Source organism: Vibrio sp. R11-SG3-ISO9, from assembly GCF_059834255.1.
Window position 1 is genome coordinate 209,975 of the sequence record NZ_JCBDGU010000056.1, and the last position, 25,807, is coordinate 235,781.

Genomic DNA, 25,807 nt, shown 5'->3' on the forward strand with positions numbered 1-25,807 from the left:
AGCTACAACCAGCTAAAAAGCGCCTCCTGAGGCAGAGTCAACATAGACTGTCCATGAGGCGTTAATGTCCACACAAACCCTAGAATATTCAGACCACAGCAGATGAAAAACAGCGTTTTAAAGGGCTGCTTTTGAGTCTTATGTCGAAACTGCTGCTGGGCTATCAACGCGCCTAGCCAGCCCCCACATAACGCAAGCAGATGAAGTGTATTCTCTGGGACACGCCACTCACCTTTTATTGCCGCTCGCTTATCTTTTGCGTAAGTGAAATAAGTCATCAGTCCTATCAATAAATACCCTCCAAGCATCAGCTTTGAGCTTGAATAAAATGCGATCGAAAGGCTCACAATAAAGAGATAGGTAAACACAATTTTTAATGATGACGACAAGGTTATCCCCTTTTGCGCAGCAGCTCACGAAGCTTAATAACTACGCCCTGAATTCTTATAGAAAGGATGAGTAATAAGCCCGTTATTTGCGCTAGCCTACTCGCCTCATCCCTACATAACATGATGGAAGTTAAGGAATTATAACCATGTACAATAAAAAACATACCATCTATCAAGTCTTTACACGGCTGTTTGGCAACCAAAACACCAACAATAAGCCTTGGGGCACAATTGAAGAGAATGGCGTTGGTAAATTCAGTGATTTTACCGACAAAGCACTTTCTGAAATTAAGGACCTAGGCATCACCCATATCTGGTATACCGGTGTCCCGCATCACGCAGTGATCAATGACTACCAAGAAGTGGGAATCACCCAAGATCATCCAAGTGTGGTTAAAGGCCGAGCTGGCTCTCCCTACGCGGTCAAAGACTACTACTCGGTCAATCCAGATTTGGCAGATAACCCGGAAAAGCGCATTGAAGAGTTTGAGGCTCTCATTAAGCGCAGCCACGAAAATGGGTTACAAGTTATCATCGATATCGTACCAAACCATGTCGCCCGTCAGTATCGTGGTAATCACAATCCAGCTGGCGTTGAAGACTTCGGTGCCAGTGACGATACCAGTGTTGAGTATCACAGAGAGAATAACTTCTATTACATCCCAGATTCCCAGTTTGAGCTGCCGGATATCGACCCAGCCTTTACACCACTTGGTGGAGAAGCGCACCCTAGCCTAGAAGTACCGTTCGTTGAAAAGCCCGCCAAATGGACAGGAAACGGCTCACGTTTGGCTAAACCTAACTTCGACGATTGGTATGAAACGGTCAAAATTAACTACGGTATCAAGCCTGATGGCAGCAAAGACTTCCCTGAACTTCCGCAAGGCTATGAAGATAAAGACTATGTCGAGCATTACCACTACTGGCAGCAGTTTGATGTACCTAGCTCTTGGGTTAAGTTCCGCGATATTGCGCTGTACTGGATCGCTAAAGGCGTAGATGGCTTCCGCTACGACATGGCAGAGATGGTGCCTGTCGAGTTTTGGAGCTACTTGAACTCATCCATTAAAATGCGCAAATCCGATGCCTTCCTAATGGCAGAGGTCTACCAACCGGATCTCTACCGAGATTACATTCACCTTGGTAAGATGGATTACCTCTACGACAAGGTCGATCTCTATGATGGTCTAAAAGATATCATGCAGGGCAAAGCCTCCACCGCGATCATTTCTGAGATTCAAGGCAAGATGCAGGACATTGAGCATCACATGCTGCACTTCTTAGACAATCACGATGAGCAGCGTGTCGCGTCGCCAGAGTTTGCTGGTAACCCAGAAATGGCAAGGCCTGCGATGTTAGTGAGTGCTTTAATCAGTAGCTCTCCAACCATGCTCTATTTCGGTCAAGAAGTCGGTGAAGCCGGCGCTGAAAACGCAGGGTTTGGCCAGCCATCACGCACTTCAATCTTTGATTACATTGGCGTACCACAACACCAAAAATGGATGAATCACGGCAAGTTCGATGGTGGTCTTCTAAACGAAAGTGAAATCGCACTGCGTAATTTCTATAAACGCATCATGAACTTCACGTTAGAGCACTCTTCAATGACAGGTGAATACGTCGATCTCTTCGCCAAAGGCGAGCTTTCCGACACTAGCCACGCCTTTTTACGATATGACGCCAATGAGCTAGTTATCGCGACCAGTCGCTTTGCAACGCAAGGTAATGATTCGATTAAAGTGACTATCCCTGAAGAGCAGATCTCCGCGATGAACCTAACTGACGGAACTTACTCGTTGGAAGAGAAAATTGAAGGCCTAGAAACGCAATTACTCACGGTAGATAACGGCATCGGGTATTTCAGTTGTGAATTGAAGCCATTAGCCGCATTAGCTTGGGTGTTGAAACTCAATTAATTCTGTATTTATGACCAATTATAAAAGAGCCAAACGGCTCTTTTTTTTTGGTGATTATTAAGTAACAAATAAAGCGCTAGTAATCTCACAAAAATTAGGCTGAGTTCTCATCCTATTTACTCATCCTCCCTTCTACGCCTTTTTAAAATAATCACCCGTTTTGTGTGTTATCGATCCAATTAATTATTGTTTGGCCTAATACAAAATGTGATTCCGACACTAATTACTTTTAATTTCCTAATTTTAAATAACTTTGTTTATAAGGCTCACAAATAGATCACCGTATTCAACATTACGATATTCATCGAGAATAAAACTAATATGGATATAACACGTGAATACAAAAAACTTTAAACTCTCTACCCTTGCAAAAGCAATGCTGCCAATCCTTGCTGCAAGCGCACTAAGTGCATGTGGAGATGACGACAGCAGCTACACCGCACCAACACCAGGTACGTCGGTACCGGGAGAAGTGGAACTTGCACCTAACGTTGATCTGCCAGCCGCAGCTGCAACTCCAAGTGCCAATGAAGTTTCACTAAGCTACATCGCTGATACCACTTCAAACGTGGCGCGCATGTCCAATACCACGACAGATTTCAGCAAATGGACTCTGGTATGTGGCGACAAATCCTTTACTGCGACATCTTCGGATCAATTTGGTCCAACTTGGTTAGTCGCGTCCAGCGAGGCAACCGGAAGCTGTAAGATCACCGATGGCACTACAGAGCAAGCGTCGGTTAACCTTAATGCTTCTGACGCGGGTAGCACTGTTGGTGTAACCCATACGGGTGAAAAAGTTTTAGGTTCACGTCAGGACACCATGCTTAAGGGATACGGACTTGACCAAGAAGGAACCGATGTAAAACTTCCTGAAGCACAGCCTCCAGGTGAGTTGCCTGCTCCACCAGCTAATCATTTCGCCGTTCACCTTTATGATCCTCTAGGCGATAAGAAAGAAGAAGGCGCAGACAAAGACGGTTACGGCAACCTTAACCTACACATCTGGAACGATGCAAAGTGTGCAGCTGGCGATCCAAGCTATTTCAACGATGACTGGGAAGACACCAGTGTCACACCAGACGACTCAGACGAGTTCGGCCCAGTTTGGTATGTTCCGGTCACCGATGATGCAAGCCAATGTTTCAATCTCATCTTCCGTAATGCCAATAAAGATAAGCTGATTGGTGCTGACCTTGTTATCGATATTTCTGGGCAAGCTGAAAATCCAGCTGTCACTTACATGGCTGGTAGCTCAACGTCTTATGCGACTCGCAGTGAAGCCTTTGAGGTTGCAGGTCCATCTTCTGAATTCACTATCGACAGTGTTGGCGCGATCCTGATTGACGACCAAACACTGGTTTGGAGTGCAGGTAACGGAGCTGACCAAGTTCAGATTATGTTCAGTTCCAATGGTGAGTACCAAGTATCAGAAGATGGTGTCGTTAGCGGTGCATCTATCGTTCTTTCAAGTGCAACACTCACAGACGCTCAAAAAGCCAAATTCCCACACTTAGCGGATTACCCAGCGTTCGAACTTCCTGACTTACCAGAAGAGCTATCACTTAGCTCATTAATGAAGGGCAGCTTAATTGCACTGGCTTCTTCTGATGGTGCTGAAGGCGAGCCATCAGCACTGCGCTCTTCAACAGCGGTTCAATACGCAGGTGCACTGGATGCGATCTTTGCCGAGGCAGCAACTGACCTTGAATACGGTCCTATCTACGGTGATGACGGTGTGACCTTCCGCTTATGGGCACCAACCGCCTCTGAGGTTGAACTGGTTGTTTACAACAGTGACAAATCAGAAGCTTCTCGCCACACAATGCAAGAGGATAGCGCAACGGGTAGTTGGAGCGTTGAAGTCGAAACTGATTCAGTCGACAGCAAGTTCTACCGCTATGCGATGAAGGTCTTCCAACCAAGAGAACAGAAGGGTTACAGCTACGAAGTGACAGACCCATACTCTGTCAGCCTATCTATGAACTCTTTCTACAGCCAAGCTGTGGATCTAGATTCTGACGAACTGAAGCCAGCTGGTTGGGATGGGTTAGATGCCCCACATTCACAAAACCCAGACAATGGCGATCTAGCGAATATGGTGATCTACGAATCTCACGTTCGTGACTTCTCAGCTCGTGACAAGAGCACTGACAACAAGGGTAAATACCTAGCGTTTACTGAGCAAAACTCAGTACCAGTGAATCATCTTAAAGAGCTTAGTGACGCGGGCATGACACACCTGCACTTAATGCCTGTATTCGATATCGCAACCATCAACGAAGATCCAAGCCAAGTGGCAGATATCGACGAACCATTCAGCAAGCTTTGCTCTTTGAATGAATCGATTAAGAACGACAGCCGTTACAGCGACTACTGCATTAGCGGTGGCACAATCGCCGAAGCCTTTGAAGAGCTTAAAGCGACTGATACCAAAGACAACGCAGTGGTAGAAGCCCTTAACGAGTACGTCCGCTCTGTCGACTCTTACAACTGGGGCTATGACCCATTCCACTACACTGTACCAGAAGGTTCTTACGCAACAGATGCAGAAGGTACCGCACGTATTCTTGAATTCCGTGAAATGGTTAAATCGGTCAAGCAAGATGTTGGCATGAACGTAGTAGTAGACGTAGTGTACAACCACACTAACGCTTCGGGCATGAATGACAAATCGGTACTCGATAAAGTCGTACCGCTATATTACCAACGTCTGGTTCCAGATTCTGGTCTCGTAGAAACATCAACCTGTTGTGAAAACACGGCGCCAGAGCATGCAATGTTCGCGAAGCTGATCGACGATTCCATTCAAACTTGGGTAGAAGCGTACAAGATTGATGCATTCCGTTGGGACTTGATGGGCCACCACCCACTATCTCAAATGCAACAAACGCTCGCTGCAGCTCGTGAAGTCAATCCAGAGGTGTACTTCTACGGTGAAGGTTGGAACTTTGGTGAAGTTGAAAACAACCGTCGCTTTACACAAGCAACACAACCTAACCTAGGTGGCACAGGCATCGGTTCTTTCTCGGACCGACTCAGAGATGCTGTTCGAGGCGGTAGCCCATTCGATGGTGGTGAAGCGATTCGCAAGACTCAAGGCTTCGCAACGGGCGCAGCAACACTGCCAAATGAACTAATGGCCGATGATGAAGGTAATGTTTCTGACGTCGAGCTGGAACGCGCGCTACACCAAATCGACCTGACTCGTTTGGGCATGGCGGGTAACCTGAAAGACTTCAAGATGGTCGACTTCGAAGGCAACACCCAAGTAGGTTCATCCATTGACTACAACGGCCAAGAAGCGGGTTACGCAGAGCAACCATGGGAAGTACAGAACTACGTATCAAAACACGATAACCAAACATTCTGGGACATCAACATGTACAAGGTATCGGAAGATGCTAGCGTAGATGTGCGTGTTCAAATGCAGACCATTGGTATGTCTACTGTACTACTAGGTCAAGCGATGCCGTTCAACCACATGGGTGGTGAGCTGCTGCGTTCAAAGTCGATGCAACGTGACTCGTACGACTACGGCGATTGGTACAACCTCGTTGATTTCACTCTTACCGACAGTAACTGGAACAAAGGTCTGCCAGCAAAAGATAAGGATGCGGATAACTACGACCAGATCGCTCGTGCAACTGCGGATCTAAACTCTCAGCCTCAAGCTGAACACATGGAGCGCATGTACAATAACTACAAAGAGTTGTTGATGCTTCGTTCTGCCTCAGATCTAATGACGCTTCCAAGCGCACAAGAGATCATCAATCGTGTTGATTTCCGTAATACGGGTAAAGGTCAAACGACCGGTGTGATCGCAATGACCATCGATAACGGCAGTACCCAAACCGCGGATATCGACAGCTCAGTTGATGCTGTTGTCGTTATCATCAATGCAACGCCAGAGACGCAAACAGTCGGTGATTTCGTTGACCACGAGAGCAAGCCAATTGTTCTGTCTGACTTTGAATTGAGTGCTGCGCATCAAGACAACGGTATTGCTGGAAATGCATCCTTCACTGAAGGCAAGTTCTCAGTACCGGCTTGGTCTACTGCAGTCTTCGTTCAACCACGAGGTTCTGAACGCGGCCTAGGTCTACCAGTTGCGGAGAAGAAAGCAGACTTACCACCGTTTGGTAAAACTAAGGTCTACATTGCAGGCGGCTTCGAGCAAGCTAGCTGGGATCCAGCAGCGATTGAAGTGCCTTACACCAACAGCGGTTTGTACACTATCGAGTTAGGCTTGGCTTCTGACACTGGGTACAAGTTCACGCATGGTGATTGGGACTCTCAAATTAGCTGCGGCGGTGAGAACTGTCCTTCAAACTTCTCTGATATGGGTATGTATGAGTTCTCATTGGACGCTTCTGATGTGGAAAATCCAGTAATTGTCGAAGCTAAGCTTGCTGAAAGCTACAAAGACAAAACTTGGTACATCCCAGGAACAATCTCAGGTAACTGGGGTCACGACGATGCACAGAAGATGACCACGAATGCACAAGACGCAACTATGGTGAGCTTCACCACTGCAGAGCTGGCTGCGAACCAAGAGTTCCAATTCAAGTTTACTTGTGGGGATTGGGGACAGTGTGAGCATGGCTACAGTGATATCGTGGTTGCTGAAAGTTCACTTGCCGTTACTGACAATGGGGGCAACCTAGCCTTTACGCCTGCAAGCGAAGGCACCTACACAGTGACATTCGATATCATCTCTAAACAGGTGAACATTGCAGCGACTAAGTAATCGCTCGTTCAACGCCTACAAAAAACGCTGACTCAGGTCAGCGTTTTCTTTTTCAACTCGTTTAAAAACGTAAGATCGCAGAAAATTCAAGCTCGCAGAAATTAGAGCCCACTAATAAGAGTGTTGCTGAAGAATCTCAATAAAGGCTTCGATCTTTTTATCCTTTACGCCCTGCTTCGCGTACAGCCCAACATTACCCAAACGTTCACTGTTCACCAAAAGCGTCTCAACACCCTGATCTTCCATCCACTGACACATAGTGTGGCTGTATGGCATAACCGCATCGGTCATTTTCAACAGATCGATACTGGCCGATAAAGAGTCCACATCGTAGATATCTCGGCCCAGGTGTTCGCTCTCTTTGGTCATGATTTGAGAGTTTACATGATCACTCAATACCGAGTTGTGACGCGAGTGATCTGGCGTAACCCGCAAGATCGGATAAGCCTCGGCCTCAGTCATCAACACCTCAGTAGATAACTTTTTCCGTGTCAATAAAGGGTGTTCAGCCCTCACAAACATCGCTTCTTTATCTCTAAACAGCGGATAAAAGGTCACTTTACATCGCTCATGCAAACCGTAGATTTCGTGGCCAACAAACAGATCGATATCGCCTTGTACCAAGTGATGCATCAAAGAGAGATTGTTGCCGAACTCCAGATGAAGTGATCCCGAAGGCTCTCGCTCTTTGTAGGTTGCTACCGCATCACGAACAAACTGTTCCCACCAAGCTTCACCCGTACCCAACTTCAACTTACCCAGTTGACGCTGCTGCATATCGGTAAAACGATGCATTAAAGAGAGATGCTTCTCTTGTTGCTCTTGAGCATGTTCACGAAAGAGTAAGCCATACTCAGTGAGCTCAACACCTTTCGACTTACGAACAAAAATCGGCACGCCAATATCGTTCTCAAGTTTCTTAATCGCAGCGGTCAATGATGGCTGACTGATATTGAGCTTTTCAGCAGCACCTTTAATACTGCCTGTATGCGCAACCATCAAAAAATATCGGTAGAGCTTATTCATCGTATTCTCTTAGTTTGCATCGGATCACAAAATGTAAGGTTAGAATTTCAACAGTTTTAGACAGCTAAGACTGGATCCCGCCTCAAACCACAATGATATAGGATTTTTCTATAGAGAGCACCATTCTCGCTATTTCCCAGAGAGAGACGAAATCTCTATAGTGGCGAAAGTGAAATGAATAAGTGAGATCGAACAATGGAACAAAAATGGTGGCATGACGCGGTAGTCTACCAAATCTACCCTCGCAGCTTTCTAGACTCTAACAATGACGGTATCGGTGACCTAAACGGCATCATTAGCAAACTTGACTATCTAAAACTACTGGGCATCAATGTCATCTGGTTGTCGCCAGTTTATCAATCGCCAATGGATGATAACGGCTATGACATTTCAGACTACCAAGCGATAGCCGAAGAGTTCGGTAGCATGGAAGACATGAAACGTTTGATGGATGAAGCCAAAAAGCGCGACATCAAGATCGTTATGGATCTTGTGGTCAACCACACATCAGATGAACACCGTTGGTTCGAACAGGCTCGTTCTTCAAAAGACAACCCATACAGAGATTACTACATCTGGCGTGACGCAAAACCAGATGGCAGCGCACCGGATGATCAGCAATCTATTTTTGGTGGCAGCGCATGGCAATGGGACGAGCAAACGGAGCAGTACTACTTCCACTTATTCTCAAAACGTCAGCCTGACCTAAACTGGGAAAACCCGAAAGTACAAGAAGAAGTCCACCAGATGATGAACTGGTGGATTGATTTAGGTATTGGTGGTTTCCGTCTTGATGTGATTGACCTTATCGGCAAAGAGATCGATAAAGGCATTACAGGTAATGGCCCACGTTTGCACTCATTACTAAAACAGATGAACCAAGCGACCTTTGGTAATAAAGATCTGCTAACGGTTGGTGAAACTTGGGGCGCAACGCCTGAAATCGCTAAGCTATACAGCGCCCAAGATCGTGATGAGCTTTCGATGGTATTCCAATTCGAGCACATTACCCTGACCTGGGAAAATGGCGATAAGTGGAACCCAATCCCGCTAGATCTGCGTGAATTCAAGAACGTACTCACCAAGTGGCAGGTAGAACTGGCTGACGATGGCTGGAACTCGTTATTTTGGAACAACCACGACTTACCGCGCTTAGTTTCTAAATATGGTGACGACAAGCAGTATCGCGTTGAGTCAGCGAAAATGCTCGCGACGTGTCTGCACTTCCTAAAAGGGACACCTTACATCTACCAAGGTGAAGAGATCGGCATGACCAACGTTGCTTTCGATACGTTAGAACAATACAAAGACATCGAGACTCACAACTTCTACAAAGTAAAAACAGAAGCGGGCGTAACCCATGAACACATGATGGGCGCGATTCACGAAAACAGCCGTGACAATGCTAGAACGCCTATGCATTGGGGCAACAAACCTAATGGTGGATTTACAGAAGGTACGCCTTGGATCGAACTGAACCCGAATTTCCCAGAGATTAACGTAGAGAGTGCACTGAGCGATCCAAACTCAATATTCTTCCACTATCAAAAACTGATTGAGCTGCGCAAAGCACACCCTGCAATCGTTTATGGTTCATTCACTCCGGTCTTTGAAAAGCATGACCAAGTGTTTGCGTACGTGAGAGAACTGGATGGCGAAAAACTGTTTGTGGTTTGTAACTTCTCAAACGACAACCTGACACTGGATATGCCTGAACAATACCAAACTCAGACGCTTGATTGTCTCATCAATAACTATCAAACGATCACAGAGTTGTCAGCCAAGCTTGAACTGGCACCGTATGAATCATTTGCTGTAAAACTGTAATCATACGTTAAATTCAACACACCAAAGGCAAGGTTCTCCTTGCCTTTTTTATTGCCCAAAGCCATCGATTCTATCCAACATTTCACATCTTAACCTAAGCAACCTAGCACTTAGTTTGGGATGGCTTTCAACACCCCAAAATAGTTTGAGCCCGCCTTCACATTTCTCTATACGCGCCACTTCACAAAACTATGGCGATAGCCTGTAAAACAGCACTATATCGACATTGCTATAGTTTTTTACTATATCAAAGGTGCGTTTACCTATTTCTCAAAGGCTAAATTAATCGATATTATTTTCAGCAGATAATAAGAACTGGTAGAAGCGTTTCCCGTTACGGATAACCTTCTTAATATGGAACAAGACTATGAAACCTCTATTAAAAACACTTTCAATTTGTACCCTTGCTGCTCTATGCAATGCTCCTGCTATTGCGATGGAAGAAGGCGAAATCACTATCTGGATCAATGGCGATAAGAGCTACGCTGGCCTTGCTGAAATCGGTAAGCAGTTTGAAGAAGACACAGGCGTTGCAATTAAGGTTCAATACCCAGATTCTCTAGAAGCGAAATTCCAACAGCATGCTGCAACAGGCGGCGGCCCTGACATCATCTTCTGGGCACACGACCGTTTTGGTGGTTACGCGGAAGCTGGCCTGCTTCATGAACTAAACCCAAGCAAAGAATTTAAAGAAAAACTTGTAGACTTCAGCTGGGATGCAGTAACAGTAAACGGCAAAGTTGTTGGTTACCCACTAGCAATCGAAGCACCTTCTCTTATCTACAACAAAGACCTACTGCCTACGCCACCAAAAACTTGGGAAGAGCTAGCTGACATTCAAAAAGAGATGGCGAAGCAGAACAAGAAAGCGATCATGTGGGACGTGAAAAACGCTTACTTCACATGGCCAATGATCTCAGCGGGTGGTGCATTCGCATTTGAGAAAACAGCGACAGGTTACAACGCGAAAAGCACGGGTGTGAACAACGCAGCTGGCGTTCGCGGCCTACAGTTCCTAGTCGACATGGTTGACCAAGGTGTTGTTGATCCAAACATGGATTACTCTGTATCTGAAGCTGAGTTCACTAAAGGTGAAGTAGCAATGACCATCAATGGTCCTTGGTCTTGGGGTAACCTAGATAAGCTAGGCGTAAACTACGGTGTTGCTGAACTGCCAACATTGAACGGCGGTAAAGGTAACCCATTCGTAGGTATCCTAAGTGCGGGTATCAACGCTTCGAGCCCAAATACGGATCTAGCTGTTGAGTTCTTAGAAAACTACCTATTCCAAGACGACGCGCTAAAAATCATGAACGATGATAAGCCTCTTGGTGCGGTAACACTGAAATCATTCCAGAAGATTCTTGAGAGTGATGAGCGCATCAAATCAACAATGACTAACGCAGAAAACGGCGAAATCATGCCAAACATCCCACAAATGACCGCTTACTGGTTCGCTGAGGGTGCTGCAATTGATAACGCAATGCAAGGCAAGCAAACCGTGCGTGAAGCGCTAGACACTGCCGCAAAACAAATTACTAAGTAAACCATTCCATAATTAATATCCTATGTCCTTTGGCACAGCAGTTTGCTGTGCCTTTTTTTGTTTTGGAACCTTCATCCTATGCAAATCCCAACACTCTACCTAAAAGGTACGTTTAATGGCTGGGGACTTGATACCCCACTCACAGCAATCAACGACCATACACTGCAAGCCACGTTATGCCTCTCTACAGATCAATACCGCTTTAAGATCTCCGATCTCGATGGCACCAAGCAATGGACGTTATCAGGCCACCCAACCAAAGCCGTAGAATGTGCTCTAGAAAACGTGTTACCACTGGTTAACACTCAAGGCATTGGTAATGACTTACTCTTCACACCCCAAGCCGCAGGCCACTACACAGTGACCATTGACCTTGCATCTGACGCACCAGCGATGACCATAGAGCAAGGTGAACAGCAATCAGAAGCTGTAACGCAGAGACCGCCTGTCGATATTGCACTAGAGGCAATCGAGGCCGAGCAACAAGAGTGGAGAAAGCCTAGCTTCGCTTTAGAGGCGAACGATCTTTTTGCCCAGCTTGCGATCACCGAAACAACGCCGTTTACTTTCGTGTTCGGCGACAACGTTGATGGCTACTACCACGGTACCACGCACACCTTCATCAACAGCGGCAAATATCGCCATCATCAAGGTTGGTTGTTTGGTGGGTTTGCAAGCTTCATCAATCGCGTTATCAATGACAAAACCCAAGCAAAACAAGCGTCCTTAATGCCTTATGGGCTTGAGCATCATTATCCATCGAGCCAAGACTGCTTGAGTTTGATGCAAGAGAAAAGACAGGTCGCAATTTCCGTTAAGAGCGATAGTAAACAGACATTAAGCCTACTGCCTGAACTCAATATTCCAAGCCATTACGTGCAGGTTCACCAGTATCCTAACCACATCATCCTAGAGATCGATGACCAGGTTTGTCCAGAAGGGTGCCCTAAGTTTGTCTCACTCATAGCCAATCACGCTGTACAAGTTGAAGAGCTTTCGTCAAAGCAAGTCCGTTCTATCGCTGAGCCTATGCAGCTCTCTTCAAACAACATCAACCTGCTGTTCTCAACGAAAGAAGAGCAGACAGAACTGGTGGTGTACATGAGCTTTGCGCATCAGCGACAAGAAGCTGAAAGCATGGCAGAAGACGCTGCAGAAAAAGGTGCATTAGTAGGCCACCAGCAAGCGATATACCAGTTCCTATGTAACAACTACTTGTGGACCAACGACGTTGAGTATAACAGAGCTGTAATGTGGGCACGTTTGGCCAGCCGTACCTTTGTGAGCCATGAGTTCGGTACAGGGATATGGGCTGGCTTACCTTGGTTTAAAGACTGTTGGGGACGAGATACCTTTATCGCGCTATCTGGTACCAGCCTGGTTAACGGATTCTTTGAAGAAGCGAAGGCGATTATTGAGAACTTTGCAGCAATGCAGATGACCGACGAATCTTCGGTTAACTTTGGTCGTATTCCAAACAGAGTCACCAGTAAAACCAACATCATCTATAACACCACAGACGGTACACCATGGATGATTCGTGAAGCGCTGGAATACATCAACTATTCGGGAGATGAGGCCTTTGCTAAAGCCATTTATCCAGCTTTAAAACGCTTTATCTCAGGCGTAGAGAAGCATTACCTTGCGCAAGATGGCCTAATGAGCCACCGACATCCTGATACTTGGATGGATGCTAAAATTGACGGCGCGATTCCATGGTCACCAAGAGGACCAAAAGCGAATGATATTCAGGCACTCTGGTTCGAAAGCCTTCATTGTGCGATGGCTTTAGCTGACCTTGTTGGTGATAATGAAAGCAAACAGCAGTGGCGAACACGCGCTTCTCAAGTAAAGCAAAGCTTCATCAGCCAGTTTTGGCACTCAGAGCAAGGTTGTTTAGCGGATCACCTAACCGATGGCGATAAACCTGACTATAGCGTTAGACCAAACCAGCTAATGACAATATCAATTCCGCAGCAAGAGTCGCTGACTACGCCTGATATTGAGCAACACATCGTCAAAAATGCGGTCGATAAGTTATTGTTCCCTTGGGGTATCTGTTCTCTGCAGCAGCAACATATCGACTTCCACCCTTACCACGACAATCAAAGCCAATATCATAAAGATGCGGCCTATCACAATGGAACGATCTGGGGCTGGAATGCCGGCTTTACCGTGACGGCGTTAACTCGATACAAGCAACAAGACTTTAGCTACCAACTGTCTAAGAACTTGGCCAAGCAGATCCTTAATCAAGGATGTCGTGGCACCATGAGTGAAAACTTAGATGCCTACCAACACGACAGTAACAAGTTAGTTGAATCTGGCACCTTTGCACAAGCTTGGTCGGTATCAGAGTACGCGAGAAACGCTCAGCAAGATTACTTAGGCTACCGCCCTCAATTGCTCGACAATCGTATTAATATTGCGCCTAAGCTACCTCAGCAGTGGACGCAGTTTAACGCATCGCTACCTTATGGTGACAATAAACGAATTGTCTTAGGTTATTCGTCAGATAATGAAGTCACTCGATATGCTTTGTCATCGAGCGAAGAGTCGGAAGCGATGTCTGATATCGAGCTGGTTTTAACCTTAGATATTAATAACAGTCACTACGCAGAAGTTCGTGTCCCTCTTGCGATTGATCTAGAGATCATAATCAACCAAATGAACGGAGAAGTGACAACGAATACTTCTAAGGCCGCAGTAACCATTCATAACCAACCAAATTATGAACTGTTAGAAGGACTTGAGTTTGCGCAGCCTGATATTTCAATCGCTCATAATAGTATTCTTAATCAGGACTACTTACGCAATAAAAGGGAAATTCAGGAATTCGCAATAGCGAAAGATTAATAGCAAATAAAAAAGCCTGAACAAAAAATCTATCAGAATATATTGTTCAGGCTTTTTGTTAGTGGTTCATAATAAACCGAATAAAGTCTGGAAAGCGTTTCGCCCAAGCAATTTCATTATGTTCATGCCCCTCGCCTTCCATATAAATAAGAGAGACATTGTCTTTATTTAATAAAATATCATTCATAGAGCGGGAACCCTCTAAATATACCTGAGCAAAATCTACGCTGGTATCTTCTCGTTTTTCATTGGTTCCCATGTCCATATAGATCTTAACAGGAAGCTCAAACGCCAAACCAGAGGCATAATTAAAATATTCACTGTGGTTAAACCAAAACGCAGGTGAAAACACCCCTAGAGCACCAAATGCATGCTGATGCTTGCCACCGCCATACAAACTGATCAATCCACCCATTGAGCTGCCCGCTAAATAAGTAGAATTGCGTTGCTGCTGGGTTCGGTAATTGAGGTCAATATATGGCTTTAACGTATCAACAATAAAGTCGACGTAATCATCCCCTTCGCCACCAAAATCGCAAAGCTCGTCTGGAATACCAAACTCACTGATCTGACTCGTCGCTTTCCACGGCGAATACTCATTGTATCGTCCCATTTTGTCGAGCTCATCGCTGCTGTCGATCGCGACTAAGATGATGCCATCTGTTTCACCTTGCTTTTGCATCTCATCCAAGGTGGTTTTTGCTTGCCAGCACATGCCGTAAGTCGCGGTGAGCTCATCAAACACATTTTGGCCATCGTGCATGTAGAGCACAGGGTAGTGTTTGTTGGATGTCGCGTAATCGTAAGGGAGGTAGATTCGTAGGGTGCGAGTGCGCTTTAATTGAGGCATAGGAAACGCCTCAATCAATAGCAGGTCATCTTGTTCTATTTGTGTCATTACAAAAACCGTTAACTCTAGATAAAAAAATAGCGCCTATATTAGGCGCTATTCCTGTTCAATTACTTAGCATTGACTGCTCGTACAAAGGCTTCTTGAGCTCCTTCGACATTCAGTGCTTTGGCTTCGTCTAATAGGCTGAGTGCTTTTGGCACATCACCAGACTTAACTGCATTTTGAATTGCAGAGATGTAGAAGTCTTGAGTCTCTTGTTGAACACGGATTTGTGTTGTCGGTTTCTTCGTTTCAGCGACAACTGGTGCTGCGACTACTGCTGCAGGCGCAACAACTGGCTGGGCACGATAAGGGCGAAGTTTTAGAGTTTGAACTTCTAGCTCCAAGCGACCACCTAACTGTTTTGTGTAAACAGGGTCAGTTACCATTGGCATCACTTCACCAAACTCTTTGGCACGCACCTTGGCTGGGTGATCAACCTGAATCGATTTACCTAATTGATCCGCTGGTGTGTAAACAACCATAAATGGGGTTTCGCTTGCATCGATACGCACGCGCTCAATATAGCTAGTGCGGGTAAAAGCATCTGATGCGCGAATTTTGAAATCTTCAAATTTCAGTGTTTTTACTGGCTGAAAATTTTCATCCAATAGAATTGCTTCCGGAGCAAACACTGAGTCATCAATCATCAGGCTAGACAGCGTCACTACCATTTCTCCGGAGCGATCACTGAATCTAAAGGCCGCAAAATGGCTATTGCCTTCTGTAAAGGTACCGACAGGAGAACCTAAGTCGATATCAAATTTTAAATCTTCATTGTCGTTAAGTTGGGCGTATGGAAATTGCGAAAAATCGCTACAACATACTTCTGCATTGGTTGGGGGCGTTAATTGTGTTTGTACTTGAGCATCTGAAGCACAACCGCTTAGCAAGGCACCTAGTAAAACGGCTAACATGGAGCTTTTATTTGTCATTGTAATCTCTCTCACTATTGGTTGTTAGTAGGGGGAAACGGAAAAAGGCAGCCAATCGGCTGCCCTTTACTATAAATGGTTTAGAACCAGATTTCAGTGTGAACACCGAATACAAATTGGTCTTTACCGTTTTCGATGCCGATTTGTGATGCACTTGCTTCATCGTCAGCTTTGATGTAGCTGATGTAAGGCTTCACTTGTGGGCGACCGAAGTAGTCAGAGTTAGCTGTGAATGCAGTTGCAACTTCTAAGTTAATGATGTTGCTTTCAACAGCGTCACCAGTACGACCCCAGTAACCTTCATCACCTTCTTCATGACCGTAAGATGCAGTTGCTTCTAGACGAACATTGTCGTTTAGCTTGTAAGAAGGACGAGCTGCTACGATGTAACGAGTCAGACCTTCAGCACCCCAAAGTTGGTCAAGAGCTGTAATGTAAGTCACTTCTGTACCTAGTTGAACACGATCAGAAATGTTTAGTACACCGTAAGAAGTTAGGAATAGTGATTCAGCGTTGTCGTCACCGCCAGACCAGCCACCGAAGTTCACACCACGGTTTTGCATTACACCTTTACCGTAAGCGATCGCGTTCTGTGTCCAACCGTCTAGGCCGTAGTAGCTAGTGTTCAATGTTACAGAAGCACCGAAGCCGTCGTCATTCTCGCCGTCTAGAGCTTGCTGACCGTATTTGAAGTCAAAGTCTAGAGAACCGATACCAGCATCTACACCGTAGTAGTAAAGGTCTAGAGAAGACAGAGTTGCACGGTCTGCACCATTGTTAATTGAATCATCAGTATCTGCCATCATGTAAGCGATACCAGCAGTGTTGCCGCCTAGCTTAGTTTGGATGCCTGCACCGATACCAGAAGATTGCTTCCAGAACTCACCAGATAGGATACCTGCAGCACGGTTTAGGAAACGTTGACCACCCCAGATAGACGTGTCTTCGCCAAGAATGCCACCTAGCTCAACAAACGCTTCTTTTACTTCAAACTGTGCAGTCGTGTTGTCTTTTTGGCTGCCTGAAGAAGTGTATGCGTAAGAGTTACCGTTACCATATTCAGTACGTAGCACGTAGTCCGCCCAAACACCGTTTTGGTACTCTGAGTGCTTCTTAACTACAAATTCAACTTGGTTAGTACTCTTACCGTGTGTACCTGCTGTTTTGTAATCTGGCTTACCAAATTCAGTATCAACTGTTTTGCCATCTACAACGCGAACGTTAGAAGACATGTAACCGTGGATTTCCCAACCATCAGCAATCACGTCAGTTGGGTTAGCTACCTCAACTTCCATTGCCTCATCACCACTTGTTACATCAAGAGCTACTTCTTCTGCGTATACTGAGCCAGCCATTAGCGCGGTAGTCACTGCTGCAGCAATCAAACTTACTTTTTTCATTCTTAACTCCATTAAGGACGATTTATTTTTAGGTTTTATATTTTTGCTCTCTTGCGACAGCCAAAGGCAGTAATGGCGGACGTAAGATAGAGAGGTTTAGGGTTTCCCCTGATTCGTTTCAACGGGGTCAATATTAAGGGGGGCGCACAAGTTTGACTTCCTCCACCCCTAACTAAATTAAGGGGGATGAGAAGGGAGTAGAAAATTTACAGAACGGTGTTTAGAAGAGTTAGATCACTTAATCTAGGAGGAGTAGACAGTACACAGATCTAATTATTCATATCAAATGAGATCCAGCTCAAATATATTGTTTGAACTTAATCGGTAAATTATTTTTTTAACAATAAATTCTTCTTGAAGTTGCTTGACCTTAAAGAGACAAAGCTTTTTACTAATAGTTCACCAAAGCTGTTTAACGATTAAGAAATAAAACAATGACTAGAACGCTCGGACGCCCATATCCACTCGGTGCAACGCTAGATGACACTGGCTGTAACTTCTCTATTTATTCCCCTGACTGCCCTAATCTCTCACTCGCCCTCTTTGACGAGAATGATGAATTTGTCACTTATAAATTAGAAAACGAATACGCTGGCATTAAGTACACCTTTGTTGAGGGTATCTCTGCAGGTCAAAAGTATGGCTTCATCGTTGAGACAGAAGAAGGATCACTGCTGCTCTCTGACCCTTATGGCAAGGCACTCAGTGAGCCACTTCATTATCAAACGCCTTATACGCCGGAAAAGAGTTTCGGTATGGCAAAGTGTGTAGTGACAGGCGACAGCTTCGATTGGCAAGGCATTCAAGGGCCTAAGATTTCTCGCGAAGAGACAGTTCTATTCGAAACCCACGTCAAAGGCCTCACCAATCTGCACCCTGAACTAGAAAGCAGCAGCAAAGGGCGTTACATGGGGTTAGTAAGCCCTGAAATGCTCAGCTTCTACAAAGAACAGAACATCAACTCGCTGCAACTTTTACCGGTTGCTGCTTGTATGCACGAACCGCACCTTTTAGACATGGGCAAGGTTAACTACTGGGGTTACAACCCATACCTATTCATGGCTCCAGACCCTCGCTACGCAGAAAAAGACGCCGTCACCGAGCTCAAAACAGCCATCCGCGAGCTTCACCGCAATGGCATTGAGGTTATCCTAGATGTTGTCTACAACCATACAGCAGAAGGTGGCGAAGGCGGTTGTACCTTCAACCTGAAAGCGCTCGATCATCGTCATTACATCAAGCACGGTTGTCACTACGCGAACTTCACTGGCTGCGGCAATACGGTTGACCTAACATACCAAGCATCACTTAACTTGGTGATGGATACGCTGCGCTATTGGGTGACTGAATTTAAAGTTGATGGCTTCCGCTTCGACCTCGCCGCAACGCTGGGCCGCCAAGGCGATCAATACAGTCCAGAAGCCGCGTTTTTCAAAGCAGTAGCTCAAGATCCAGTGTTGAAAGAGACCAAACTGATTGCTGAACCGTGGGATATTGGTCCGAACGGTTATCAAGTGGGTAACTTCCCACTAGGTTGGAACGAGTGTAACGACAAACTGCGAGACATTACCCGCAGCTTCTGGCGCGGTGATCAAGGTTATCTAAAAGAGTTCGCGACACGCCTAATGGGCTCACGCGATATCTACAGTGCCGCGCACTGGCCTTATAAGCTGACAGTCAACTACATCACTTACCATGACGGCTTCACCATGCAAGATCTTGTGTCTTACAAGCATAAGCACAATGAAGAGAATGGTGAGAACAACCGCGATGGTCACGGTGATAACCGCTCGGAAAACTATGGTGTAGAGGGTGAAACTGAAAATACCTTAGTAATCGCCACACGCGAGAAACAGAAACGCAACTTCATGGCGAGTTTACTGTTTGCCTTTGGTATCCCACACATTCTGACGGCGGATGTGCTGTCTCATACCCAAAACGGCAATAACAACGCTTACTGTCAAGACAGTGAAACGAGCTGGCTAAATTGGGAATCGAGCGAGCGAAAATCTGACTTTAAACAGTGGCTCTCTGACATGGTTTCAGCTCGCCAAGAGTATATGGTGCCATTCATTAAGGCGTTCAGTGGTGAACAGCGTAACTCGAACCGAATCTTCTGGAGCCGTGTCGATGGCACGCTGATGGAGCACGATGACTGGAATCGACTCAGCTCTGTCGCTCTACATCTGGGAATTGGTGAAGATGGCGATGAGATGATCTACTTGATCAACCAAACCAATGCGCCAGCTCGCTTTAAACTGCCAAATGACAGAGAGCAAAACTGGGTAACGATTTGTGATACCAACTCTCACAATGTAAAACCAGGCTCTGCAGAAGGTGAAATGCTGCTTTCGCCAACGTCGATGGCCATTCTGCACTTTACTGCGCCTAGCCAAGAGAACAGCTCAAACACATAGAAAAACGCTCAATATAAGAACGATTTACATAAAAACCAGTTATATTTATAGCTGGTTTTTTTATTCGGTGAATATCACAAATCCGTTTCTTTTATATGGAATCATTTGCATTGATGTGATTACGAAAACTGTTTAGTATGCTGCCACTATAAAAATGAATCTATAACGTCTTTGGATATCATGGCTTTACCTAAAACATTAATTCGTCTTTTCAAACCTTATATTGTTTTACTCACAGGAGGGATGATCTATTTAGCGGCAGCTCAGTTGGAGCGGATGGAGAACTCAGCGCGGGAGCAGTCTGCTTCTAACATCCGGATTGGTAACTCTATTATTCGATCTAATATTGAAGCCACTTTTGGCAAGCTCTACCTCCTCAAAACCAGCTTAGAACAAGGTCAAACGGCCTCAAAAAGCGCCTTCATCGAACTGAGTGAAAACATCCTCAAGCGCACATCCAACTTCTCCGATATCGTCTTATATCATCTAGATACCAAGCAATACCTCTCTAGCCGCGGCTTATCCCTCCCCTCGTCGACACTGAACAGCCTAACATGGCATAGAATCGATAGTGTCGCAGAAGATTTCTATATCTCCTCCGTGTATCAAAAGACTGATGGACGCTGGGTATTCGCGGTTAAACACACCATTTCAGACCGCCCGAAAGAGATATGGATCGAGTTTGATCTTCTTCACACCACCCAAGGTTTACGTGATCTCAAGACACTGAATAATGGCTACATATTTGTCGTCGACCGCTCAACGGAAAGGCTGATCTTCCACCCAGACCCAACACGAGTAGGCACAAAATCGATCAGTTTTCATGCGGGAATCAGCCACCAGTTGTCCTTGGGGCAAACCTCTGGGCAACACGAGTACTACTACCAAGATCACTTTAAAGTTTCGGTTTACGATGCAGATAACAGCTTAAATTGGGTATTCATTGCTGGTACCGATCGACAAGACATACTCACTAGCTCACATCAGTTCACTTTAACTGCGATTGTGCTTGGTTCACTACTACTACTCTGGATTGTCGCCAATTATCTAATTCACAGGCTCAACCTAGCGCTTTCACTCCTCAATCAAGTGGATGATATAGCGGGCTTTAAACGTCAGCTTAAATCAGTAATCAATCACTTCTGCTACAACAAGGGCATTCAATTTTGTCTCTATGATTCAACAAGTCACGCATTTAGCACGATCGATTACCATGGAAACAAGCGCATTGTGCATACCAATCAATCCCTAGCACAAAGCTTGCTGCCAGATAGCCTAACCTACCGCAATGGAGGGTATGCTGACTCACTGGCTCGAAGCCTTAAAATTACTGAACGTCACTACTGCATTCCACTCCATTCACGCAAGCAACTGCTGGCCGTGCTCTACATCAACAGCACATTCCCTATTAGCCGCTCTATTCTGCGCATGGTTCGAAGCGCTACTGAAACATCATTAGCGAACCTTCTATTGCATCATCAACTAAGTTGCAAAGATCTGATGACTCAGCTTGATAACAAGAACAACTTCAATGCAGCCTTAGCTTCTCATCTTAATGAACCTGATACCTTTGTCGCTCTACTGGATATTGACCATTTCGAGCACCTGAATAACGCTTATGGCGAAACCATCGGTGATCGTTTAATTAAGAACACTGCCGAAGCCATTCGCTCCTACTTTCCAAAACCAAAGAGTTTGAGTTTGGCACGAATGGGTGGCAAAGAGTTTGCCATTCTTTTTAAAGCCAACAACGAGAATGATGCTAGAACCCAGCTAGACCAGTGCAGGATATCCATTGCATCAAGCACAATTAAGACGCCTGATATTGCTCTTTCAGCCAGCGTCAGTATTGGGTTTTCTTCGCTCGAAGGGGAGTCAGAACCCGCACTGGCGTTAGCGGAACAAGCCAAAGTGATTGCTCAGCAACTAGGCCGGAATCGCGTCGAAGGTTATTTCAAACCTGTGTCACCGCAAGACTCAGCTTCCACCGCTGCTGCATAAAACCGATAAAGCGAACAAAAGCACCGAACTCCCTCTTCGGTGCTTTAGTTTTTTCTGAAACCGACTACAATGCCTCTCCGGTCAAATCCAACGCACTCATTCGCTCAATAGAAAGAACCTACCTATGATAAAGCTCAGTCATCGACTTCAATCTATCAGTGACCTCATTACTGAACCCTATGACCATATCTGGGATTGCTGCTGCGATCATGGCCACTTAGGCATGCAGCTATTGATTGAGCAAAAAGCGCCGAATATTCACTTCGTCGACATCGTTCCCAGCCTGATGACCGAGCTGGAAACAACTCTTAGTCAACACTTTGTCTCTGAGAAGCTGGGTAATAAAAATAGCGAAACCACTCAACACTGGCACGTGCACTGTATGGACATGAGCCAACTGCCGCTTGCTGATCATAAGGGCAAACATCTTGTTGTGATTGCGGGTGTCGGTGGGGAGCTAACGCAGACGCTAATCGAAGCCGTCATTTCAAATAACCCGAATATCTCCTTTGATTTTCTACTGTGCCCAGTGCATCAACTGTTTGAGCTGCGTGAGTATCTCGGTAAAGGTGACTTCTCGATGAACGATGAAAAGCTCGTGGAAGAGAATCGACGCTTCTATGAAATACTGCATGTAACTTATCAACCAGCCACTAGCGAGTTAGCAGGTACTCACTTACGCCAACATAAAGTGTCTCCTGTCGGTAACAAGATTTGGTTACCCAACTGTGAACAAGAACAACAGGTAATCGAGAAATACAAACAGCGTACCTTGCAACACTATCAGCGCATCTCTTTTGGTTTAGAAAAGCAAGGAAAGCCTAATTCTGTGGCTCATATCATTGAGCAATACCAAGCCGTTTAAGTTGCTAGAACTGCAAATCAAAGACAAAGAAAAAGCCGATTGGAATCAATCGGCTTTGTTGTATCTGGCATCAATGGAGTAGGCTATTGCTTACTGCTATACACGCCATCAAGGTACTGGTCTTTCTCTTCCCATGCTCCGTTTAACCAACCGTGGAAACGACGCTTGAAGACCTTATCTTCAAAGTAGTTGCCGTCTAAGTTTTCATCCATCGGGTGTACTTTAATTCGCACCACAATTTTGGTCATCTTGCCCTTAAGCATATCCTCAAATGGTGATTCTTGATTCTCTGGATACGCCAGTGTCACATCAACGACACCATTGAGCATGTGACCCATATTAGAAAGAGCAAACGCCACACCACCCGTTTTTGGCTTTAGTAGATGTTGGTAAGGAGTTTTCACTGTCGCCAATTTATCAGCATTCACGCGCGTGCCTTCCACGAAGTTCACTACAGTCGTCGGGTTGTTTTGAAACTTCTGACAAGATTTCTGAATCGCATTGAAATCATCGTTTCGGCGCTCTGGGTTTTTAAGCAGAAACTCGCGCGAGTGCCTTCTCATGAATGGCATATCCAAGCCCCAACACGCCAAGCCCACAAACGGTACATAAAGAAGGTCGTGCTTAAGGAAGAACTTAGGCATTGGCATTCTATCTTTCATCACCGAGGCTAAAACTACAATATCCGCCCAGCTGCGATGATTCGACATCATCAAATACCACTGCTCTTTTGATAACTCCTCACCCCCTTCAATTTGCCAATCGATACGGTTCATCGAAGACAAAATACCGAGATTCACAGTCGCCCAAAGCCAAAATACAGCATCAGACGCACGGTTAGACAATTTCGTTACCGAGGCAATAGGAATGAGCAGTTTAATCAACGCAAGCAAAGAGATCAGCACCGTTATCACGGCAGTGTTGATAGTCACCAAGGTAACACTGATGACTAAACGGAGGTTATCTAACATATTGGTAAACAGTAACTTAACGAAATTCGGTATAAAACAGGAGCGCATATTATACCTTTTTCACAGCCTCTCTATCTACCGATTGAAATATTTATGACACATTTACCGAGTGGTCATAGCAGTTAGACTTTAGTGAATTTGTCACGCCATTGGGTGGGAGCCAAGTTAAAAGTCGCTTTAAAGTGCTTGCGAAAAACACTCTCAGACCCAAAGCCTGCTTGCTCTGCCACTTGATGAATCGCGTAGTCGGTAGACTCTAACAATCGCTGACTGAGTTTCAAACGCTGTTGAAGTAACCATTCACCAAACGAGCACCCATACGCGGCTTTAAACTGACGGGTAAACGTACGTCGACTCATTGCACACAATGAAGCGACCTCATCTAGGTTATATGACTTAGTTAGGTTCTGCTCTATCTCTTGAATTACACCTTCAAAGCTAATTGCCTGAATTGGCTTGGTTTGTATCGGCGTCGGAATATATTGCTGTTGACCACCAGAGCGATACGGGGCAGTGACCATGATACGCGCAAGTTGAGTCGCGACCTCAGTCCCACATACTTTCCTCACAATATGTAAGCAGCAATCCAACGCAGCTGCGGTACCCGCTGAAGTAATCGTGCTCTCGTTATCAATGAACAGAGGCTGCTCATCGAATTCAACAAGAGGAAAGCGCTCCTTGAACTGTTGACTAAAGGCCCAGTGAGTCGTCGCCTTCTGCCCGTTGAGTAACCCCGCTTCCGCCAACACAAAAGCACCTAAGCAGAGCCCGACAATGGTTTTACCTTGCGAATGACACAATATCAGTTCATCAATTAGGGCTTTTGGCACCTGAGGTAAAGAGTTGGGCCAACTCGGCACTACAATAATGTCGCAATCGCGAGCACGCTCAATCCCCTCTTCTATACTGATACCAAAGCCTGATCCCGAGGCAAAATCATCCCCAGAGAGACTGCACAAGCTCACTGAAAACTTGGGTTGCTTCTCAATGAATACATCTTGAAAAACCAAACAGGGTACCGACAAATGAAATGCGCTGATCCCTTCAAACGCGATCACAGCGACTTTGACAGGCTCAGTAGAAGACGAAAGCATTAAAATGACCTCAATAGAACAATGGCCCAATTTGAGCGATAGATTACCTTAAACACAGTATTACACGTTTTCACTCTGCACCATAATTGTTGGACATTAATTCATCGGAGCAAACATCATGAAAATTCATCACCTTCGCAGTGCCACTTTTATTATTGAATCAGGCCAATACCGTATTCTGATTGATCCGATGTTAGGTGAAAAAGGCTCACTGCCTCCGTTCTCTGTACTGCGCTTTAAAGCTGCTAAGAACCCAACCGTAGACTTGCCCGCCAATGCAGGGCCACTACTTGATACGGTGACTCATGCTTTAATCACACACAGTCAAACCTTTGGTTTCAAACCCCTACAACATGGTGACCATCTAGACACAGCAGGTGAGGCTTTCTTGGTTAATAACGGCATTACAGTCGCCACACCAAGCAAAGATAAAGCTTACCTAGAGAAGTATGGGATTACCGTGAGTCATGGTTTAGACAGTTGGGTCGAGACGGATTATCTAGAGGGGAAAATCACCGCGGTGCCTGCGCAACATGGTCATGGCTGGATCCATAAAGTGATGGCAAATGGCTGTGGATTCTATTTAGAGCTTCCAAATGAACCATCAATTTACATCAGTGGTGATACGGTACTGACTGACGACGTGAAGCGTGCTCTAACTGAGCTAAAGCCCGATATTACTGTGGTCGCAACTGGTCAAGCTCAAATGGATGTGGGACAGCCTCTGTTGATGCCAACCGATGAAGTGATGGAGTTTATCCGCCTTTCTCCAGGTAAAGTGATCGCCAATCACATGGAAGCGTTGAATCACTGCCCTATCGAACGTTCAACATTAAAGCAGACGCTTGAACATCATCAATTAGCAGACAAGGTGTTGATTCCTGAAGATGGTGAAACACTAGAGTTTTAAATAAGAGATATA

The 25,807-nt window shown here is 45.4% G+C and carries 16 protein-coding genes; 9 read left to right on the plus strand and 7 right to left on the minus strand.

The window, feature by feature from the left end; all coding sequences use genetic code 11:
- Positions 1–2 precede the first annotated feature (2 nt).
- Positions 3–389 carry a DUF1294 domain-containing protein gene (locus AC6R05_RS21895; RefSeq protein ID WP_050487371.1) on the minus strand — a complete coding sequence of 129 codons (387 nt, stop codon included), beginning with the start codon at positions 387–389 and terminating at the stop codon, positions 3–5.
- Between the two features lie 146 nt (positions 390–535).
- Here AC6R05_RS21895 and AC6R05_RS21900 point away from each other — a divergent pair, with 146 nt between their 5' ends.
- Together AC6R05_RS21900 and pulA are read left to right on the plus strand one after the other, a co-directional pair.
- Entirely contained in the window at positions 536–2,305 is a 1,770-nt protein-coding gene (locus AC6R05_RS21900; protein WP_500648607.1) for an alpha-amylase family protein, read from the plus strand.
- A 334-nt stretch (positions 2,306–2,639) separates the two neighbouring features.
- Positions 2,640–7,055 (plus strand): pullulanase-type alpha-1,6-glucosidase, encoded by a 4,416-nt coding sequence (gene pulA / locus AC6R05_RS21905; RefSeq protein ID WP_500648608.1) that lies wholly within the window; start codon positions 2,640–2,642, stop codon positions 7,053–7,055.
- 111 nt (positions 7,056–7,166) lie between these two features.
- Here the strand turns inward: pulA and AC6R05_RS21910 are convergent, their stop codons facing one another.
- Positions 7,167–8,081 carry a LysR family transcriptional regulator gene (locus AC6R05_RS21910; protein ID WP_500648609.1) on the minus strand — a complete coding sequence of 305 codons (915 nt, stop codon included), beginning with the start codon at positions 8,079–8,081 and terminating at the stop codon, positions 7,167–7,169.
- Positions 8,082–8,276: 195 nt separating this feature from the next.
- Here AC6R05_RS21910 and AC6R05_RS21915 point away from each other — a divergent pair, with 195 nt between their 5' ends.
- The 3 genes from AC6R05_RS21915 (at position 8,277) to AC6R05_RS21925 (ending at position 14,310) form a co-directional block, all read left to right on the plus strand.
- Positions 8,277–9,908: a glycoside hydrolase family 13 protein gene (locus tag AC6R05_RS21915; RefSeq protein WP_500648610.1), complete on the plus strand. Its 1,632-nt coding sequence runs from the start codon at positions 8,277–8,279 to the stop codon at positions 9,906–9,908.
- Positions 9,909–10,275: 367 nt separating this feature from the next.
- Positions 10,276–11,454: a maltose/maltodextrin ABC transporter substrate-binding protein MalE gene (malE, locus tag AC6R05_RS21920; RefSeq protein ID WP_150896795.1), complete on the plus strand. Its 1,179-nt coding sequence runs from the start codon at positions 10,276–10,278 to the stop codon at positions 11,452–11,454.
- A gap of 78 nt (positions 11,455–11,532) precedes the next feature.
- Positions 11,533–14,310: an amylo-alpha-1,6-glucosidase gene (locus tag AC6R05_RS21925; RefSeq protein ID WP_500648611.1), complete on the plus strand. Its 2,778-nt coding sequence runs from the start codon at positions 11,533–11,535 to the stop codon at positions 14,308–14,310.
- Between the two features lie 58 nt (positions 14,311–14,368).
- On the opposite strand, the gene AC6R05_RS21930 is transcribed toward AC6R05_RS21925, so the two are convergent.
- The 3 genes from AC6R05_RS21930 to AC6R05_RS21940 all read right to left on the minus strand — a co-directional run bounded on the left by AC6R05_RS21930 (position 14,369) and on the right by AC6R05_RS21940 (position 17,537).
- A complete protein-coding gene (locus AC6R05_RS21930; RefSeq protein ID WP_500648612.1) occupies positions 14,369–15,208 on the minus strand; it encodes an alpha/beta hydrolase in 840 nt (279 codons plus the stop codon).
- A 62-nt stretch (positions 15,209–15,270) separates the two neighbouring features.
- On the minus strand, positions 15,271–16,137 hold the full coding sequence (locus AC6R05_RS21935; protein WP_500648613.1) for a MalM family protein: 867 nt from the start codon (positions 16,135–16,137) through the stop codon (positions 15,271–15,273).
- Positions 16,138–16,217: 80 nt separating this feature from the next.
- Positions 16,218–17,537, minus strand: a complete 1,320-nt coding sequence (locus tag AC6R05_RS21940; RefSeq protein ID WP_050487373.1) for a carbohydrate porin — start codon at positions 17,535–17,537, stop codon at positions 16,218–16,220.
- 434 nt (positions 17,538–17,971) lie between these two features.
- Between AC6R05_RS21940 and glgX the strand changes: the two genes are divergently transcribed.
- The 3 genes from glgX (at position 17,972) to AC6R05_RS21955 (ending at position 22,820) form a co-directional block, all read left to right on the plus strand.
- A complete protein-coding gene (gene glgX, locus AC6R05_RS21945; protein WP_500648614.1) occupies positions 17,972–19,954 on the plus strand; it encodes a glycogen debranching protein GlgX in 1,983 nt (660 codons plus the stop codon).
- A 243-nt stretch (positions 19,955–20,197) separates the two neighbouring features.
- Entirely contained in the window at positions 20,198–21,955 is a 1,758-nt protein-coding gene (locus tag AC6R05_RS21950; RefSeq protein WP_500648615.1) for a sensor domain-containing diguanylate cyclase, read from the plus strand.
- 127 nt (positions 21,956–22,082) lie between these two features.
- Positions 22,083–22,820 carry a tRNA (adenine(22)-N(1))-methyltransferase gene (locus AC6R05_RS21955; RefSeq protein WP_500648796.1) on the plus strand — a complete coding sequence of 246 codons (738 nt, stop codon included), beginning with the start codon at positions 22,083–22,085 and terminating at the stop codon, positions 22,818–22,820.
- Between the two features lie 83 nt (positions 22,821–22,903).
- Here AC6R05_RS21955 and yihG read toward each other — a convergent pair whose 3' ends face one another.
- Together yihG and AC6R05_RS21965 are read right to left on the minus strand one after the other, a co-directional pair.
- Positions 22,904–23,791: a 1-acylglycerol-3-phosphate O-acyltransferase, YihG family gene (gene yihG / locus AC6R05_RS21960; protein WP_500648616.1), complete on the minus strand. Its 888-nt coding sequence runs from the start codon at positions 23,789–23,791 to the stop codon at positions 22,904–22,906.
- Between the two features lie 122 nt (positions 23,792–23,913).
- Positions 23,914–24,885: a GlxA family transcriptional regulator gene (locus tag AC6R05_RS21965; protein ID WP_500648617.1), complete on the minus strand. Its 972-nt coding sequence runs from the start codon at positions 24,883–24,885 to the stop codon at positions 23,914–23,916.
- Positions 24,886–25,003: 118 nt separating this feature from the next.
- Between AC6R05_RS21965 and AC6R05_RS21970 the strand changes: the two genes are divergently transcribed.
- Positions 25,004–25,795: an MBL fold metallo-hydrolase gene (locus AC6R05_RS21970; RefSeq protein WP_150869919.1), complete on the plus strand. Its 792-nt coding sequence runs from the start codon at positions 25,004–25,006 to the stop codon at positions 25,793–25,795.
- Positions 25,796–25,807 lie beyond the last annotated feature (12 nt).

Excerpts from the sequence above, each read along its gene's own strand:
- AC6R05_RS21900 (WP_500648607.1), top strand. The coding sequence starts at position 536 with ATGTACAATAAAAAACATACCATCTATCAAGTCTTTACACGGCTGTTT.
- AC6R05_RS21910 (WP_500648609.1), bottom strand. The coding sequence starts at position 8,081 with ATGAATAAGCTCTACCGATATTTTTTGATGGTTGCGCATACAGGCAGT.
- AC6R05_RS21915 (WP_500648610.1), top strand. The coding sequence starts at position 8,277 with ATGGAACAAAAATGGTGGCATGACGCGGTAGTCTACCAAATCTACCCT.
- malE (WP_150896795.1), top strand. The coding sequence starts at position 10,276 with ATGAAACCTCTATTAAAAACACTTTCAATTTGTACCCTTGCTGCTCTA.
- AC6R05_RS21925 (WP_500648611.1), top strand. The coding sequence starts at position 11,533 with ATGCAAATCCCAACACTCTACCTAAAAGGTACGTTTAATGGCTGGGGA.
- AC6R05_RS21930 (WP_500648612.1), bottom strand. The coding sequence starts at position 15,208 with ATGACACAAATAGAACAAGATGACCTGCTATTGATTGAGGCGTTTCCT.
- AC6R05_RS21935 (WP_500648613.1), bottom strand. The coding sequence starts at position 16,137 with ATGACAAATAAAAGCTCCATGTTAGCCGTTTTACTAGGTGCCTTGCTA.
- AC6R05_RS21940 (WP_050487373.1), bottom strand. The coding sequence starts at position 17,537 with ATGAAAAAAGTAAGTTTGATTGCTGCAGCAGTGACTACCGCGCTAATG.
- glgX (WP_500648614.1), top strand. The coding sequence starts at position 17,972 with ATGACTAGAACGCTCGGACGCCCATATCCACTCGGTGCAACGCTAGAT.
- AC6R05_RS21950 (WP_500648615.1), top strand. The coding sequence starts at position 20,198 with ATGATCTATTTAGCGGCAGCTCAGTTGGAGCGGATGGAGAACTCAGCG.
- yihG (WP_500648616.1), bottom strand. The coding sequence starts at position 23,791 with ATGTTAGATAACCTCCGTTTAGTCATCAGTGTTACCTTGGTGACTATC.
- AC6R05_RS21965 (WP_500648617.1), bottom strand. The coding sequence starts at position 24,885 with ATGCTTTCGTCTTCTACTGAGCCTGTCAAAGTCGCTGTGATCGCGTTT.
- AC6R05_RS21970 (WP_150869919.1), top strand. The coding sequence starts at position 25,004 with ATGAAAATTCATCACCTTCGCAGTGCCACTTTTATTATTGAATCAGGC.